Genomic DNA, 15527 nt, shown 5'->3' with positions numbered 1-15527 from the left:
CGAGATCCTAGTGGAGGCAGCGGTGGCCACGCCTGGACCGGAGATATACTTCGGCACTCTTGACGCCACGTTTTCCGTCGATGCCAACGGGTGTACGGGATATTCAATTCCCCTTGATTTACCCCCGGGTACGCGCGGTTTCGCGCCCGCCCTGAGTTTGCTGTATTCGAGCGGTACCGGTAATGGCGTCTTCGGCGTCGGGTGGTCGCTGGCGGGATTGTCATCGATAGTCCGAACTGGGCAGACACCGGCGCAAGACGGAGCGAGGCGAGCCATTCGCTATGACGAAGGCGACCGTTTCACGCTCGATACCAGTCGTTTGGTCGTCGTTGCAGGCACCTACGGCGCGCCGGGCAGTTCCTACCGGACAGAGATCGATTCGTACCAATACGTCGGCGTGGTACTCGAGGAAGGGATCGACGGTCCGGCGGAATTCGTTGCTAAAACGAAAGACGGCCGGGTCCTCGAGTATGGCTCGGCCTCAGGCCGTATCTTCCCGGCACCTGGCGCGACGGTCGTCCGCGCCTGGGCGCTCGACCGGGTGACTGATCCCGTCGGCAACGCGTACACGATTGAGTACGCGAGCGATCCGCAGACCGGCGCCTACTACCCGGCGAAGATCGCCTATACGGGTAACACGACCACGGATTGCCGCCGGTCGGTGACCTTCGTGCGGGAAACCCGCAGCGACGTCGAGCCGCGTTTCGAAGTCGGCTTTGCGGTCCATCCGACTCAGCGCATTCGTGCTATCGCGACAGCCGTCGACGACAAGACCGTGACCACCTACACGCTCGACTACGAGCAAGGTGCCGGCACGGGGCGAAGCCGCCTCACCGCGATCACCCGCTCGGATGCGGCCGGTGTACCTCTCACGCCGACGACGTTCTCATACGCGGACATCGAACAGCCTGGATTCGCGCTGCCCGAGCCCGCCGTCTCGATCGGCGTCGGCACGGTCAGTCCGCTCGACGTGGGCGGTCGCGGACACCGCGACTTGCTTGTGACGAGCGCAGATGAATCGGGCAATCTGATCGTGCAACTGGCGTGCGCGCTCAGCGACGGGAGCGGCTACGCGGCGCCGACGACGATCGCGACGTCCGGTCTTGCCGCCGGCGGAGTCGTCTATCCCCTAGACGTCGACGGTGACGGCTTCATGGAAGTTTTGTACGTTTCCACGCTCGAGACCGGCGCGCTCGGCTTTACGATCTTCACCGCGCGCTCGACCGGCAGTGGCTGGACGCTCGAGCAAGGCGTCCCCTTTGCCGCGGGCCCGGACGATCTCATGTCGGGCGGGATGCTCGTACCGGCCGACGTCGACGGCAACGGCGCAACCGAGCTCATTGCGTGCAGCGCTGATGAGGACGGCCGGCTGTGCCTTGAAATCCTCAGTTGGGACGGCGCAACATTCGTTCGCGGTCCGGCGCTGACGAGCACGCTCTATTGGGGCGGGATCCCGTTCGCGATGGACTACGACGGCGACGGTGCGCTAGAGCTGGTCTACGCCTTGGCCGGCCAGGACGGTGTCTCGCTGCAACTGGCGAGCTTTCGAGCCGACGGAGGGATGCTCGCAGTTGACGTAGCCGACTTGCTCCCGTCGGACACCGACCTCATCTACGGGGGCTCGCTCTTACCCGTCAATCTGACAGGCGACCAAAAGGACGACCTCGTCTACGCCTACACGGCTAACGACGGCACGCTGGTCCTGCGCGCGTGTCTTTCAAACGGGATTGGACTTCTCCCACAAGCTCCGTGCATTACGGCGCTCGAGTTCACGGGTGCAATTACGCCGGTTTCGGTCCGCGGGAGCGGGATCATCGACCTCTTGTTCGCCTATCCGGATGCCAACGCGATGTTGGCACTCACGCACGCGCGCTACGTGGGCGGTTCGTTCCAAGAGCCTTCGCCGGTCTCGCTGGGCGCGTCACCGCCCCCGTTCACCGGCGCGCTCTTTGCCGCCGATGTGGCGGGCTGGGGCAACAGCGACCTTCTCTACGTGACCGGTGATGTGTCGCAGTCCGTCGCGCGGATGGCCGCTCCCGCAGCGATCACCGACGCGATCGTCACGATTCGCAACGGTGAAGGTCGGATCGATACGCTCGCGTACTCGCCGATGACGCTGCCCGCGACCTACCGCAGGACGGGCGTCCAAGACACGCTCGACCCGAGTGGGTTCGTCAACGCTACGGTGCGCGGCGCGACCTGGGCGCTCGGTTCGAGCGCAACGCCGGGAATGGCGACAGCGGTACACGTCGTCGATTTCGCCCGCTTCGTGGTCTGCGAGCACGCAGTGGACGACGGCCGCGGGAACCTCGGGCACTACACGTACACCTACGAAGATGCGCAGATCGATCTGGACGGTCGCGGCTGGCTTGGCTTCGCTGCGGTCGAACGCGCCGACGCTGAAATCGGCACGACGATCCGTCACGAGTACGTGCAGGCGTTCCCGTACACGTCGCTGGCGCGGATCCGTAGCGAGCGGCGCACGTCGGATGGTGCGCTCATGTCGCGCATGACGACGGATTACGACGCCAACGAACCCGACGGTATCTGGCGAGTGACGTCCCGCCGCACCCTCACCGAGGGTTTCACCTATGGAACGCTCGACGTCACGGAGTCTGTCGCGCGGACCTTCGATGCGCTCGGCAACGTGGCGACGGAGATCCACGAGCACAGCACATTCCCTTCGCAGTACGTGTTCTACGGTTATCTGCTCGATCTCGATCGGCCGCTCAGCCTGCTGACGTCGACAAAGAGGACAAGCGATTCCGACGGCCTGAGCGTCCTATCGTGGAGCGAGGCCGACTTCGATCCCGCGACGTGTCTGCGGCGCGCGTCGCGCATTTGGGACGACGTCGCACGGGTGTGGCTCGAGTCCACATTCGGTTACGACGCGTATGGCAACGAGACCGAAACGCGCGATGCGACAGGCGCCGTCACGCAGACGCAGTACGACGACGACTACCACACGTTCGTGGTGAGCACGACCCTGCCGGCGAATGAACAAGGGCTCGAGCTCACCGTCGAATCCACCTACGATCCTGCGTCGGGTGGAGAACTCACTCATACCGACGCCAACGGGGTCGTGCTCGTCGCCACCTACGACGGCTTGGGTCGCCGCATCGACGAGATCGGTCCCGATCCAGCGGGGACCCCGTACCTGCTGGCCCGGCACGTCTACGGGCAGGACAGGCTCGGGTATTTCGAAGAGGTACGCCAGGCCGTGACGTGGAGCGGCCTAACTCACTGGGAGCGGCACTATTACGACGGGCTGCATCGCGAGTATCGCCGCGAGTCGCTTGCCGACGACGGGATGTCCACGATTGTCGTGACGTGGGCCTACGACACCCGCGACGATATCGTCGCCGCGACGCTGCCCGCCTTTGACGGGGCGCCCGCCGCCGCCATCGCGCGGACCTACGATCCTTATCGCCGGGTGACGAGCCAGGTCGAGCCGCTCGACGGAAGTGGCACGACGACGACCACGACGACATATCCGACCGTGCTGCATGAGGTGCGCACCGAAGCCCACGGCACGCCGCTCGCGCGAACGACGGTGCTTGAGTACGCACTTTGCGACGGCAAGCGACATCTCGTACGCAGTACCGACGCCGCCGGCGCGCGGACGACGTATACCTACGACGCAGCCGCCCGGCTGACGTCGGCGGTAGATCCCGACGGCGTCCGCAACGAGGTGCATTTCGACACGCTCAATCGTCAGCACCGGCTAGAAGTGAGCGCACAGGGCGCGATCCTGTGGTCGCGTGAGCTTGACTATCGTGACACGGAGCGACGGGTCAGGACCGGCAACGGCAACGGCGACTGCATCGAGTACTTCTTCGACCTCCGGGGACGCTTGGTGCGCAAGGATGTCGCCGCCTCCGGTGGGCTTGTTGAGTCGACCCGCTTTACCTATGACCTGCCCGAGGCGAGCTACGGCCTCGATCGCTTGTGTGTCGTCGATTTGCCCAACGGAGACCGAGATGTCTACGCCTTCGACGCCTACGGAAATCACGCATACGAACAGCGAACGATCGGTGGAGAGACAACGGTCGTGCAGCGTTCGTACACGCCTCTCGGACTTGCTGAGGCGACGACGTTTCCCGATGGAGCGCGCTCGACCGTCACGTATACCGTCGCGAATCGAATTCGTTCGCTGGCGTTCGCCGCAGCCGAGGCACCGTTCCAGACGCACGCCGAATATTCTGCGTTTGATGCATCCAGCCGCGCGACGCACGTTCTTTACGGGAACGGCCTTGGCGAGCAGCGCCCGACGAACGAGCTCGGGCAAATCGTCTCACTGACGTTCGCCGCTTCAAGCGGCACAGCAATGTGGCAACGCAACTACGTCTGGGACGCGCTGCGCCGACTGACGGCAATCGGCTCGCCGGCCGACCCCGCGAGCGCGCAGAGGTTCGGCTACGACGCGGTCGGGCGGTTGGTCAGTTCGACTGGACCGTATGCCCCGCAGACATATGGATATTCCTTGGGCGGCAATCTGATTCAAAAGAATGACATCGCGTTCGCCTATCGCGGCCATCGCGTGGAATCGGGCCACATCAACCGCACGACCGTTTTCGAAGGGAGTTACGACGCCGACGGCGCGCTGCTGGCCGCCACGCGAAACGACGTCGCCGCAACCTACCTCTACGACGGAGAGGGCCGGCTGTTACGAGCCCCTGGGCTGGTCGCGACATACGACGCGCACGGAATACGGACCCGCAAGACTGCGAACGACGGGACTGATACTCGTTACATTGCGCCGGATTTCGAGACAACGCGAGTCGGTCCGACGCGGCAACACACGTACTACCTTCTGGGTCCGTCCGGTCCCGCGGTGCAGATCGGCCGACTGGTGGAAGGACCCGATCCCGGCATAGTGGCCGGAGTGCCCGCCGTCGGCACCCGCTATCTATTCAAGGACCAGATTGGGACGACGTCGCTCGTCACCGACGGGAACGGTACGGTTGCCGCCAGCGCAATGTACTTGCCGTACGGCGAGGTCGTCGGAAAGCCGCCGACTGGATATCGCTTCGGCTTCACGGGCCGCGAACTCGACGCGACGTCGCAACTGTTCTACTTCGACGCGCGTTATTACGACGCATTCCTGGGACGTTTCGTCACCTCCGATGACCAGCTTGCAGGCGATCTCGGTGAAGCGGATGCGCTCAACCGTTACGCTTACGCGCTCAATTCGCCGCTCGTCATGGTCGATCCGGATGGGCATTTCCCGTGGTCGATCCTGATCGACGTCGGTCTCGTCCTCGCAGGCATCGCGATTGCGGCCTTGACCGACGGAGCCGGTGCCGCCCTACTTGCGTCAACGGTGACAAGCGCTGGCACGTCAGGGATTTCGTACGACACACGCAATGGCACACATGACACGGATTTTGCGGCCTGGGGAAAGACGGTCGGGGTCGGCGCTGCATTCGGAGTGGTCTCAGGCGCCGCCAGCGAGGTCATCGATGCCGGGACTGAAGCCTACAAGGTGGGCGCAGCAATGAGAGAAGGGATTGTTGACGCACGAGCGATCGCACAGCAGACGATCGCCTTGCGGATGGTGACAATGCCGCTGGTCTCGTCCGGGCTCAACGTCGCGCAGACCGCCGCTACCAACGCGGCGCTCGGGAACAGCTCGAGCGCAGCCGATCTCGGGATCGCTGCGGCGACGGGGGCGGTCCTCGGTGTGGCCAAATCGGCTGCGAGAGGGGGGATTCGCTATCAACGCCTCGTCGGCGACGTCCAAGCACGCCTCAACCGCGGTGCGCGGCCGCTCGCCGCAGAGATGCAGCGGATTATCTACCGTCGTTTGACACTCGCCGTCGGCAACGTCGCGGCACCAGCGGCGCCGCCCGGCATCCAGCTGGGTGCAGTGGTGCCGGTGCCGGTGCCGGCCGCAGCATTTGCCGCACCCAATCCAGCACTACGCTAAAGGAGGATTCATGGGCATCGACAGCTCGGTCTTGGGGCCGTGGTGTGTCAACATCGTCTCGCAGGAGGTTTCCAGCGGGCGCCAACTCGCGCTTGCCGTGAATTTGGACTCGCCCACGGGGCAAGTCGTCGTCGCCCCGCTCGATCCCGAGCAGCCATCTCAACTTTGGCTACCGTTGTTGTTCTCGTTCTTCACAGCGGCCTCGATGCAAACCGCGACCGCCCCGGTGTTCGTCAACGTACTCTCCGGTCTGGCCCTCACGTATCCGGGTTCGGGCGATAATTCGCCGGTCCAGCAAAGTCAGCTCTTGCAGCTGTCGACGGGCTCGCCGTGGAACATCGTCGCGGGCGGCAGTTCGTGGGCCGCGGTTCAAGCCGGGACCAACAGCGACGAAAATTGGTCGATCACCAGCCCGATCATCAATGCGCCGGTTTTCACGACGAACTGGGGCGGGGGTCCGACCACCTGGAATACGTGGGGTTGCATCTACCCGACGTTGCCCGATTACACGGACGTCAACGCGAGGCTTGCGGCATTGCTGCCGAATCTCCCGCGCACCATCATCCAGGACGGAGACGGTGTGGTGCTCTCTGACAATGGTGCGGCGAACCAAAACATCGTGATCGAAAACCAGTCGTACGGGACCGCGAGTCAGCAGTGGCTGGCCGTCGTGTCGTGGAAAGGCGACCCGGCCGGCGGGTTCAACAATCAAGTCGTCAGCTTTCTCAATGTCGCGACGGGTAACGCCATGCAGTACGGCGGGCTGGATGCGGCACTGCAGAGCTGCCCGTTTGCGTCCACTGATAACTCGGGCAACTTCACGTGGACGTTCGCACCCACGTTCTTCCTGCCGATCTGTTTCGCGGTACGTCCCGCGTGCGATGAAAACCAGAACATCAACGTCACCGGAAATCGGACCAGCCCCGGTCAGTATGTGTCGACATGGACTTGGGGGGACGGAGATCCGACCAACTACGACAATTGGTCGTTCATATCGGTCACGCCCTCAGGAACGCCCTTTGTGCCGGTATCGCAGGAGCCGCAGCGCACGGATCCAGTTATGCCGCCGCGCCTTCGGACGGTAATCAGCTAGTGCCGCCGCTCGGCGCGACGTGGGGTCTGGCGACGTCCTCGACGAGCTATACCACTGGCGCGATGTCGTGGAGCGACGACAGCGCGATGGGGAGCGCGACCCAGACCGGCAGCGCGACCTTGCAGAACCAGTTCTACGTATACTGGGTCGACGGCGTCTCGACGCCGTACTACGTCGTCGTCCTGCGGCAGACGATCGGATTCGCGCCGGGGGCTCTTCTTGCGAGGCAGCAAGGTTCGTACGGCTTCTTTCAGTACCTAACCCGAGTCGTGAACACAGTCACGGACGGAAACGGTAGTCAGTTCGCACCCGGCATCGCCGCGCTGCTGGACTACAGTCCGAAAGCGTTCACTCCCGAGCCGCAACAGAATCCGGTGGTCACCATAAACGAGCCGATGGTGTTACTCACGGCCCAGAATGGTCGCAAGGTTCCTACACAGTTCAACGCGAGCGACACCGAAACGATTTCTTTGCCGGATTGGGGAATCGCGAATGCGACGCAAGGCCTCTCTCAAGCGCTCACGTTTCATCAGGTGACCGGTTGGGATCCGACGGCAAAGCCGCCGTCGGCATGGCCGACCTTTTACCTCGACTTGTTCGACATATCGGACAACGTAACGTCGCCACCGTCGGCGTCGTTTGGCTCGCTCGCGCTCAATGTCTTGAGCGTATGGAGCTTGGCGGTTCCCAATCCGGGAACGGAACCGCCGCCGTTTGCGGTCCAGTTCAGTACGACGCTCGGACAGTTCCTCGCGGCACTCCACAATCCGAGCGTGTGCAAGACTGTGATTCCCGGATCGGGTGCGTTTCCGCGGATCGCCGGCGCCCATCACATCGTGGATGCCGAGAATACGTACAGTCCGTGTGTCACCACACTCGACCTGGGCAAGGTGGTGACACAGCAGCACGACCCGGTGGTCGTATAACCAAGAGAACCAGGCCGATTCGGTGGTTGACGGGAATGATGCCCGGGACATGTCCACAACTGTCGAAGGCAGGACGGTCGGGTGTGCCGATGGGGAGTGGCGGGCTGAGCGCGGCTAGAACGTACCGATCGGCCGACTGCGCGGCGTGGCGGTGGGCGCCGCTGCGCCGGGCGTCGTAGGTTCCACGACAGGGTCCACGATCGGCGCCAAGTCGATGCCGCGAGTTTCAGGTAGCGCGACGACGGCGACCAAACCCGCCAGGGCGACGACGACCATCGCCACTGCCAGCAGAGTGGGCGAGCCACCGCCCAGGCTGACCAGCCCGACGGAGATGACCGGCGCCGGCCCAGCCAGCACAGCGCCGGGGATCTCCCGGCCCAGCGCAAAGCCGCTGAATCGGAATTCTGCCCGGAACAACTCGGAATAGTAGGCGGCCTGCGATGCGAACATACTGAGCGGAAGACGGGCGTATCTGGGCGTTGCGGCCGCAAAAGTGGATAACGCGACTCAACATTGGGTATTAGGTGCAGAGATTACTGTCCGCATACGGACCCGCCGCGCCGGAAGGTCGACGCCGGCGAAAGCAGCGAGGGCAAGATGGCGGAAATCGCGCATGGCAGCGGTGGACTACGCGTAAGCCGCGTGGCCACAGTGGGTTGCATAGCCCGGGGGCGACGATGACGAGCAAGGTAGCCAGCGTCGGCAACTCACGCTGGGTGGCGCCGCTGTGTTGGGCGGCCGTGCTTCTCGACGGCTTTGATCTCGTGGTGCTGGGCACCGTCATTCCAGTCCTGGTGAAGGACAGCGTCTTCGGGTTCACGGATGCAAGCGCGACCACCGCTGCCACCACCGGCCTGATCGGCATGACAATCGGCGCGATGACCATCGGCACCGTCACCGATTACCTGGGCCGGCGTAAGGTGCTGATCTTCGCGGTGACCGTCTTCTCGATCTTCACGCTCGCGGTGGCCGTTTCCACTTCCATCTTCACCTTCGGGTTGTACCGGTTTCTGGCCGGGCTGGGGCTAGGCGGTTGCCTGCCGACCGCCATCACCCTGGTGACCGAATTCGCGCGCAAAGGCAAGGCGTCGAGCGCGACCACCACGGTGATGACCGGTTACCACGTCGGTGCCGTGCTCACAGCGCTGTTCGGGCTGGTGGTCTTGGGCAACGGCTACGGCTGGGAGTGGATGTTCGTGATCGGCGGTGTCCCCGGGCTGCTGCTGGCGCCACTGATGATCAGGTATCTGCCGGAGTCCGAAGTGTTCCTGGCGCAGAAGGCGCACGCCCGGACCCCGAGAGGCCGCGACGCGACGAGCACTAACCCGCTAGCCGAGCTGTTCAAGAATGGTTTGGCCCGCCCGACGCTGGCCTTCTGGGCCACTTCGTTCCTGGGCCTGGTCCTGGTGTACGGCATGAACACCTGGCTACCGCGGCTCATGCAGACGGCCGGGTACGAACTGAAGGTCGGACTCGGCCTGTTGTTGATTCTGAACATCGGCGCGATCGTCGGGCTGGTCATCGCGGGCCAGGTCGCCAACCGGATCGGCGTGCGGCCGGCGGCATTGATCTGGTTCGCCGCCGCAGCCGTGTTACTCGCCCTGCTCAGCGTCAAGATGCCGTCGGTGCCGCTGTACGCGGCGGTGCTGGTGACCGGGACGTTTGTGTTCAGCGCGCAGGTGCTGATCTATGCGTTCGTCGGACAGGTCTATCCGGCGCGGAGCAGAGCCACCGGACTGGGCTGGACCGCCGGTGTCGGCCGCATCGGCGCTATCGTCGGCCCGATCGTCATCGGCGCACTGCTCGCCGGCGACCGCGGTTATCCGTGGGGGTTCTACGTCTTTGCCGGGGTCGCCGCGCTCGCGGTGGTCATGGTGTTGATTGTCGGGCGGCCGCGCGACCTGGTGGACGAGGAGATCACCGAACACGGGGCGATCGCCCGCTAGCGGCGAGCGGGCCGGCGATCCACAACGCCCGTCCTCTGAGACCGGAAGGGACGCATTCATGAAGGCTCTCGTGGTTCACGGTGCCGGCGATCTTCGACTCGAGGATGTGCTCGCCCGGGCGCCCGAACCCGGGCAGGTTCTCGTGCGCAATACCCATGGCGGCATCTGCGGATCGGATTTGCATTACTACCAGCACGGCGCCGTAGGTGCGTTCAGCCTGCGGGAACCGTTGGTGCTCGGTCACGAGGTTGTCGGGCGGATCGAGGACGACCCGTCCGGTGCTGTTGCGACCGGAACCCCGGTGGCCATCCACCCGGCCACCCCCTGCGGAAATTGCCAGGAGTGCCTCGCCGGGGTCCGCAACGTGTGTCGCAACGCCCGATACTTCGGGTCCGCGGCCAGCGTCCCCCACACCCAGGGCGCCTTCTCCGAATACATGATCGTCCGGCAGGACCAGATCCGGGTGCTGCCAGACACTCTCCCGCTGTCGAGGGCGGTACTGGCCGAACCGCTGGCGGTTGGCCTGCACGCACTGAACCGGGCCGGCGGGGTCGCCGGCGCCAAGGTACTCGTCGGCGGATCCGGACCGATCGGCATCCTCGCCGCCGGCGCTGCCAAAGCGGCGGGCGCCGCGGAAGTCTGGACCACTGACATCCTCGATCACCCATTGGAGATCGCCCTGGACGTTGGCGTCGACCGCACGGTGCGGATCGGCTCGGACACCCTGCCCGATCAATACTTCGACGTGGCGATCGAGGCATCCGGTGCCTCCGCGGCCGTCGGTGCCACCCTCGCGGCAGTCCGACGCCGCGGAGTCATGGTGCAGTTGGGGATGTTCCCGCCCGGACCTCGACCTGCTGAGCTGTCCGCCCTGGTGGCCAAGGAAATCGACTACCGCGGCGCTTTCCGGTTCGACACCGAATTCGACGAATCGATCGCGCTGCTCGCCGGTTCCACCGCTCTGGACCCGGTCATCACCCACAGCTTCGACCTCGCCGACGCCGTGGCGGCGATGGACGTGTCGGCCGATCCGGCCGTCTCGGGCAAAGTCGTGCTGCGACTGTCCGATGACTAAGTCCTACCTGTAGCGCTCAGCCTCGGCGCGGGGAACTTGACGGGATGCTTCGCGATGGACAGGCGACCCTCCTGCCACGGACACCCAGTTGATCAGGCGCACAACCAATTTCCACCAGTAACCGATGTTCAGGCGATCAATGGTGACCGATTACCCGCACGTGCGCACCCAAAGAACTGTCCTTTGCCACCAGCAGGACGGATGCGCGCCCGTGTGGTCAACGGAACAGGCGCAGCACGTCGACGCCGGGCGCCGCCCTCACGCGACTGGCCTTCGGCGGCATACTTCACAGGCATGAGGCTCGACGAACTCGATCGCAGAATCGTGGGCGCGCTGCAGGTGGACGGCCGCGCGTCGTGGCGCCGCATTGCCGAGGTGCTCGACGCACCGTTCAGCACCGTGACCCGGCGGGGCACGGCGCTGCTCGCGTCGGGCGCGGTGCGCGTGGTCGCGCTGCCGAGGTACTCGCAGACAGCGATCATCGAAGTTACTACGGTGCCACAGCGTTTCGATGCCGTGGCGCGTGCGCTGGCGGAGCGTGCCGACACGGTGTTCGTGTTCGCACTCAGCGCGCCGGCGCGGATCATCGTCGAGGAACTGCAGCCGTCAGAAGGCGCGCTGGCCCGCGCGGTGCTCGACGAGATCCCGGCGATCGAAGGAGTGACCGGAGTCAACGCGGCGCCCATCCTCACCTATTACCGCACACTCAGCACGTGGATGCCCGCCCTCCTCACGCCGTCGGAAGTCGCCGAACTCAACGCGAAATTCGGGCGGCTCTACGACGATGCGGTCCCGCTGACCACCGCTGCCGACCGCGAGATGTACGAGATCCTGGCTCCCGACGGGCGGGTCTCGGTCGCCGATATCGCCGCGCGGATCGGGCAATCCGAACCCGCCATCCGACGACGACTGACCGCGCTCGTCGCCACTAAGGTCGACGTCCGCGCGGTGGTCTCTCCCAAGCTGCTCGGCCTGGACGTCGCGGCCATCCTGTGGATACGGGTAGCGCCGGGCGACATTGATCGGATCGCCGGGCAGATCCTGGACTCACCGCACGTCCGGTACGCCGCGATGACCATGGGTGATCACCAGTTGATCGTCGATGTCGCCGTTTCGACGCTTGACGACCTGCGCCGTTTCCTGATCGAGCAACCTTGGGCTGCCGCGGTCGACTCGATTCGGACCTCGCCCGTGCTCGCGACATACAAGCGCAGCGGCCTGCGGACCGATGAGCGCTAACGCCCGAACGACGCAAAATATACATCTAGTCGTCCGATATGACCCATACGAATAATTAGACCTATCGTTTTGAGCCGTATTACACGTATAGTGACTCACATCGCAGTCCGTCCGGATTGTGACGTGGCACGAGGAGCAGCGGCGGAACATGGATACGAATCGCGACGTCGTCGGACTGCCGGCGACCCATCAGGCGGAGCTTCTGCGGAGAGGTCAGATCAGCGCGGTTGAACTGGTTCGCGCTCACCTCGACACGATCGGCCAGCTGAACCCGCGGATCAACGCGATTGTCACGCTGGACCATGACGGCGCCATCCAGCGGGCCGCGGCCGCCGATGCCGTGCCGGCTGGTCGGCGCGGACCGCTGCACGGGCTGCCGGTGGCGATCAAGGACACCGCCCAAACCGCGGGCATGCGAACGACTTTCGGGCATCCGTTGTTCGCGGACAACGTTCCCGCCATCAATGACGGCCACGTCGAACGCATCCTGCAAGCGGGTGCGGTACTGGTCGGCAAGACCAACGTGCCGGAGTTCGCGGCCGGATCCCACACGGTCAACCGGGTGTTCGGTCCGACCCGAAATCCCTACGACGTCACGCGGTCTGCGGGCGGTTCCAGTGGCGGTGCGGCCGCAGCCCTCGCCGCGCGCTTCGTCCCGATCGCCGATGGCAGCGACATGGGCGGGTCGTTGCGCAACCCCGCGTCGTTCTGCGGCGTGGTGGGCATGCGGCCGACGCCGGGACTGGTGCCCAACGGTGCCGAACGCGACGCGTTCAACCCGCTCGCCACCAACGGTCCGCTGGCTCGCACGGTCGACGATGTTGCCCTGTTGCTGTCAGTGATCGCCGCGACGCCGTCGTCGGACATGTACGACGCAAGCCCGAACACGGCCGGTCTGCGGTCGCTGCGCCCGGCCGATCTGCACGGCATCCGCGTCGCGTACACCGCCGACCTGGGCGGACGAGTGCCGGTCGACCCCGAAGTCGCTGACGTGATCGCTTGCACCGCTGCGGTTCTCGAGCAAGCCGGCGCGCGCGTCGAGGATGCGTGTCCCGACCTCGACGGATCCGACGCGGTGTTCCGCACGTTGCGCGCCGCCGAGTTCGATGCCAATTGGCGGGACCTCCTGGCGGCGCACCCGCACGGCTTCGTGGACTTCCTGGCCGACAACATCCGTCAGGGCGCCGCGCTGTCAGGCCGCGACGTCATGACCGCCTACGCCGAACTCACCCGACTGCGCCAGTCGGCAGCGCGGTTCTTCGACGACTACGACCTCGTCCTCGCTCCGGTGACGCAGATCGCCGCGTTCCCCGTCGAATGGACGTGGCCGCGGTTCGTCAGCGGCACTCCCATGCACGACTACCTCGACTGGATGCGCTCGGCATGGCTTTTCACGCCGCTCGGCATCCCGGCGCTGTCACTGCCGGCCGGGTTCACCCCGGCGGGTCTTCCGGTCGGCGCGCACCTGCTCGCCGGGCCCGGCCGCGACCTGACGCTGCTGCGAATCGCGTCGGCGCTGGAATCCGCACTCGAAATGCCCACGGCCAACCCACTTGAAGGAGAACTGACGGCATGACCACCCCGATCCCGCAGGAGACCCACGCCGGCGGCCGCGTCGCGACGCCCGGCCGCGTCGCCGCCGCGTGTGTACCGATCGTCCTGATGACCATCACGCCGCTGCTTCCGTTCGCCACCACGCCGACCACATGGTTCGGCGTCCCCGCCGTCCTGGTCTGGGTCGCCGCGCTCGTGGTGTTGACCGTGGCCACGCTGCAGGTGGTCGACCTCCGCATCAACCGTCGAACGCAAGCTGCGCCCGAGGAGGATGAAGCCCGATGATGACCACGATCATCGTCGTCGGCATCGTCGTGATCGCCGTCATCGGCTTCTCCGGCCGGCGCCGTCGCGACCTGTCCGGCTGGACCGTGTCCGAACGTGACCTGCCCCGCTGGACCTCCTGGTTCCTGCAAGCCGGCGAATCACTCACCACGTTCAGCTTTCTCGGTCTGGCGGGCATCGCCTTCACCGGCGGAGTCAGCGCGACGTTCGCGGTCTGCTACCTCACCGCGAGCGCCGTCGGGATGTACTTCGTGGCGCCCCGCCTACGAGACCTCGGCGCCGCACGCGGATATCTCACGATGTCGGACTTCTTCTGCGACCGTTACCGCTCCCGCCCGCTCAGCGTCGTCATGGCCGTGGTGGGCGCGTTGTTCCTGGTGCCGTACCTCGCGTTGCAGATCACCGGACTCGGGCTGATCGTCGGACTCGCCACCGGATCGTCGTCGGCGCGCGGGCTGAGCATGGTGCTGGCCAGCGCACTCGTCGTGGTGTTCGTGTCGTGGGCCGGTATCCACGGCATTGCCCGGGTGGCCGTCTTCAAGGATTTCGGCATGCTGCTGGCGCTCGTGGTGGTCGCGGTCGCGACGGTCGGCGCGGCCGGCGGCTTCCCCGAGGTCTTCACCAAGGTCGCCGAGACCAGCGACGAACTGCTCACCACCCATGCGGCCGGTTACGACGCCACGTTCTTCATCACCGCGGTGGTGGTCACGACGATAGGCGCGAGTTTCAACGTGTTTCCGCATCTGTGGCCGCCGGTGCTCGCGGCCAAGAGCGGCGAGATCCTGCGGAGCAACTACAAGTGGCTGGGGGTCTATCAGTTGCTGCTGCTCCTGCCGATCACGGTCGGCATGGGCGCGGTCCTGCTGATCGACCCTGACACGAAAAGCAACAACGTGCTGTTCACCGTGAGCCAGCAGACGATGCCCGGTTGGTTGGTCGCCCTCGTGGCCGTGTGTGGAACCGCGGCCGCCATGGTTCCCGCCGCCGCCATCACCATGGGAATCTCGTCGCTGCTCGCCAACAACGTGTGCTTCACCGCTCCGGAGCGGACCAGGTTCCGGCTCAACCGGCTGTTCGTCGTAGTGGCGGTTGCCGCCGCCCTGTCGTTCAGCATCACCGGTGCCGACATCGGCGCGTTGTTGCTGCTCACCTATGGCGGGCTGACGCAACTGGCCCCCGTCATCGCGGCGGCGCTGCCCACCCGGGTCCGGGTGAGCGCGACGGCGGCGATGAGCGGAACCGTGGTGGGCACCCTCACCGTCGTCGTGATCACCTTCGCCGAAATCCCTATCGGCAGTTGGGATTCCGGTCTGATCGCCCTGGGGCCAAACCTGATTGCGCTCGGCGTCGTTGAACTGGCTGTCCGTGCCCGTCGGCGACACACCGAAATCCCCAGTGCCGCCCCGGGCGCCCGCAAGTCATCGGGCCGGCAGACACCCGCCGAGCGGTTCACTTCGCTACTGGGTAGCCGCTAGAGCAG

General features: G+C 65.3%; 10 protein-coding genes. 9 read left to right on the top strand and 1 reads right to left on the bottom strand.

The window, feature by feature from the left end:
- Positions 1-10: 10 nt before the first annotated feature.
- The 3 genes from ACVWWN_RS03075 to ACVWWN_RS03065 are packed head-to-tail and all read left to right on the top strand — an operon-like array spanning position 11 to position 7948.
- Positions 11-5929 carry an RHS repeat-associated core domain-containing protein gene (locus ACVWWN_RS03075; RefSeq protein WP_457142576.1) on the top strand — a complete coding sequence of 1973 codons (5919 nt, stop codon included), beginning with the start codon at positions 11-13 and terminating at the stop codon, positions 5927-5929.
- Between the two features lie 10 nt (positions 5930-5939).
- Positions 5940-7022 (top strand): hypothetical protein, encoded by a 1083-nt coding sequence (locus tag ACVWWN_RS03070; protein ID WP_457142575.1) that lies wholly within the window; start codon positions 5940-5942, stop codon positions 7020-7022.
- The gene (locus tag ACVWWN_RS03065) at positions 7022-7948 is read left to right on the top strand and encodes a hypothetical protein (protein WP_457142574.1); all 927 of its coding nucleotides are present in this window, start codon (positions 7022-7024) and stop codon (positions 7946-7948) included. Before ACVWWN_RS03070 ends, ACVWWN_RS03065 begins: the two co-directional genes overlap by 1 nt.
- A gap of 114 nt (positions 7949-8062) precedes the next feature.
- On the opposite strand, the gene ACVWWN_RS03060 is transcribed toward ACVWWN_RS03065, so the two are convergent.
- Positions 8063-8398 carry a hypothetical protein gene (locus ACVWWN_RS03060; protein ID WP_457142573.1) on the bottom strand — a complete coding sequence of 112 codons (336 nt, stop codon included), beginning with the start codon at positions 8396-8398 and terminating at the stop codon, positions 8063-8065.
- 227 nt (positions 8399-8625) lie between these two features.
- Between ACVWWN_RS03060 and ACVWWN_RS03055 the strand changes: the two genes are divergently transcribed.
- The 6 genes from ACVWWN_RS03055 to ACVWWN_RS03030 all read left to right on the top strand — a co-directional run bounded on the left by ACVWWN_RS03055 (position 8626) and on the right by ACVWWN_RS03030 (position 15522).
- Positions 8626-9894: an MFS transporter gene (locus tag ACVWWN_RS03055; protein ID WP_457142572.1), complete on the top strand. Its 1269-nt coding sequence runs from the start codon at positions 8626-8628 to the stop codon at positions 9892-9894.
- A 58-nt stretch (positions 9895-9952) separates the two neighbouring features.
- On the top strand, positions 9953-10969 hold the full coding sequence (locus ACVWWN_RS03050; RefSeq protein ID WP_457142571.1) for an L-idonate 5-dehydrogenase: 1017 nt from the start codon (positions 9953-9955) through the stop codon (positions 10967-10969).
- Positions 10970-11263: 294 nt separating this feature from the next.
- The gene (locus ACVWWN_RS03045; protein ID WP_457142570.1) at positions 11264-12208 is read left to right on the top strand and encodes an Lrp/AsnC family transcriptional regulator; all 945 of its coding nucleotides are present in this window, start codon (positions 11264-11266) and stop codon (positions 12206-12208) included.
- Positions 12209-12356: 148 nt separating this feature from the next.
- Complete coding sequence (locus tag ACVWWN_RS03040) at positions 12357-13784, top strand: amidase (RefSeq protein ID WP_457142569.1); 1428 nt, start codon at positions 12357-12359, stop codon at positions 13782-13784.
- The gene (locus ACVWWN_RS03035; protein ID WP_457142568.1) at positions 13781-14047 is read left to right on the top strand and encodes a hypothetical protein; all 267 of its coding nucleotides are present in this window, start codon (positions 13781-13783) and stop codon (positions 14045-14047) included. The genes ACVWWN_RS03040 and ACVWWN_RS03035 overlap by 4 nt, the downstream gene beginning before the upstream one ends.
- On the top strand, positions 14044-15522 hold the full coding sequence (locus ACVWWN_RS03030) for a sodium:solute symporter family protein (RefSeq protein WP_457142567.1): 1479 nt from the start codon (positions 14044-14046) through the stop codon (positions 15520-15522). The genes ACVWWN_RS03035 and ACVWWN_RS03030 overlap by 4 nt, the downstream gene beginning before the upstream one ends.
- Positions 15523-15527 lie beyond the last annotated feature (5 nt).

The sequence above is a fragment of the Mycobacterium sp. URHB0021 genome (genome assembly GCF_054057895.1).
The sequence above is the reverse complement of the archived record's forward strand: the minus strand, read 5'-3'. Positions and strand labels throughout refer to the sequence as shown.

What these genes read in the sequence shown, in the direction of transcription:
- ACVWWN_RS03070 (WP_457142575.1), top strand. Translation starts at nt 5,940, where the DNA reads ATGGGCATCGACAGCTCGGTCTTGGGGCCGTGGTGTGTCAACATCGTC.
- ACVWWN_RS03055 (WP_457142572.1), top strand. Translation starts at nt 8,626, where the DNA reads ATGACGAGCAAGGTAGCCAGCGTCGGCAACTCACGCTGGGTGGCGCCG.
- ACVWWN_RS03050 (WP_457142571.1), top strand. Translation starts at nt 9,953, where the DNA reads ATGAAGGCTCTCGTGGTTCACGGTGCCGGCGATCTTCGACTCGAGGAT.
- ACVWWN_RS03060 (WP_457142573.1), bottom strand. Translation starts at nt 8,398, where the DNA reads ATGTTCGCATCGCAGGCCGCCTACTATTCCGAGTTGTTCCGGGCAGAA.
- ACVWWN_RS03045 (WP_457142570.1), top strand. Translation starts at nt 11,264, where the DNA reads ATGAGGCTCGACGAACTCGATCGCAGAATCGTGGGCGCGCTGCAGGTG.
- ACVWWN_RS03030 (WP_457142567.1), top strand. Translation starts at nt 14,044, where the DNA reads ATGATGACCACGATCATCGTCGTCGGCATCGTCGTGATCGCCGTCATC.
- ACVWWN_RS03040 (WP_457142569.1), top strand. Translation starts at nt 12,357, where the DNA reads ATGGATACGAATCGCGACGTCGTCGGACTGCCGGCGACCCATCAGGCG.
- ACVWWN_RS03035 (WP_457142568.1), top strand. Translation starts at nt 13,781, where the DNA reads ATGACCACCCCGATCCCGCAGGAGACCCACGCCGGCGGCCGCGTCGCG.